Here is a 1,432-nt window from a genome sequence, read left to right as displayed (position 1 = left end):
TATAATGGACCCATAAATCTAGACACGAAATAAGGAGATGTTAAAGTAGATTTATGGGGAAAAGAAAACAATATTCACCAGAATTTAAATCAAAAATCGTGCTAGAAATCCTAAAAGAGGAGAAATCAATTTCTGAACTTGCCTCTAAGCATGGCATTCATACAAACCAGCTTCGGCAATGGCGTAAAGCAGCAATCGAGCAGATGCCTCAAGCATTTGAGCGAGATACAAAGAAAACGGACAAAATGAAGGAGGACTACGAAAAACAAATCGAAAATCTGTACGCCGAAGTAGGCAAGCTCACCACGCAATTGTCGTGGATTAAAAAAAAATCTGGCTTCAAGATCTAGAGCGGAAAGGGTCGATCTGGTCGATTGGGACAGCCAGGAATTAACGATTAAAGAGCAAGCTGAGCTTTTAAATCTCAATCGAACAAGTTTATATTATAAGCGTGTTGAGCCCTCGCCAATGGAGCTCATGATCAAGAATAAGATCGACGAAATTTATACAAAATGGCCTTTTTACGGCTCAAGGCGCATATCGGTAATTTTGAAACAGAAAGGAATAATGGTTAACCGAAAGGCCGTACAGCGCCATATGAGGGAAATGGGAATTGCAGGAATTTCTCCAGGTCCCAATTTAAGCAAACGTAATAAGCAACATCATACCTATCCGTATTTACTGCGAGGATTGAATATACAGTATCCAAATCACGTCTGGGGTATTGATATTACCTACATTCGTCTCAGGCGCAGCTGGATGTATCTTGTAGCGATTATTGATTGGTATTCCCGATACGTTATCAGTTGGGAACTTGATCAAACATTGGAAATGGATTTTGTTTTGGAAGTCGTGCACCGTGCATTGTCACAGCACAATCCAACCATTATGAACAGCGATCAAGGCAGCCATTTTACCAGCCCGAAATATATCAATCTACTAAAAGATAATGATGTTAGAATAAGCATGGACGGTAAGAATCGGGCGCTTGATAATATTATCACGGAACGCCTGTGGCGAAATGTGAAATATGAAGAAGTATACCTAAAAGAATATACAAGCCCCAGAGAAGCAAGAAAGGGAATTTCGGAATACCTTTCATTATACAACCATGAACGACCGCATCAATCCCTGGGTTATCAAACTCCGAGTACAGTATTTCACCAATGAAATCGCATCACTTAAGCACAGCAGCTCATTCTACCGAGGGCAGTGTGTCATAGAGTATATCACTCGCTCCGCTCGCTCTTGACACGCCCTCCAATTCAACGTAAAAATAAGGTGTATCCATAAGAAGTGGATATCCGGCAATTTCGGTGGTGGAAACCCACAGCCCTCCACAATGGAGTACCACATACTCCCACGGGCAAATAATATATAAAGCCCACCTTAACTTATAAAAATTTGTGTCTTGACAATGGGGTCCACTTTA

Annotated in this window: 1 protein-coding gene; it reads left to right on the top strand. The window is 41.0% G+C overall.

Annotated features, from left to right (window positions below; genetic code table 11):
- Positions 1-53: 53 nt before the first annotated feature.
- Positions 54-1,170, top strand: a protein-coding gene (locus WMZ97_RS21800; RefSeq protein ID WP_343274167.1) for an IS3 family transposase whose coding sequence is annotated in 2 segments (ribosomal slippage) — positions 54-325 and positions 324-1,170 — 1,119 coding nt in all. Because the reading frame shifts where the segments join, the coding sequence is not laid out codon by codon here.
- The last annotated feature ends 262 nt before the right edge of the window (positions 1,171-1,432 follow it).

The sequence above is a fragment of the Lentibacillus songyuanensis genome, from assembly GCF_039548255.1.
In the GTDB taxonomy this organism is placed as follows: Bacteria; Bacillota; Bacilli; order Bacillales; family Amphibacillaceae; genus Lentibacillus_C; species Lentibacillus_C songyuanensis.
This window is presented reverse-complemented; position numbering and strand designations above follow the sequence as displayed.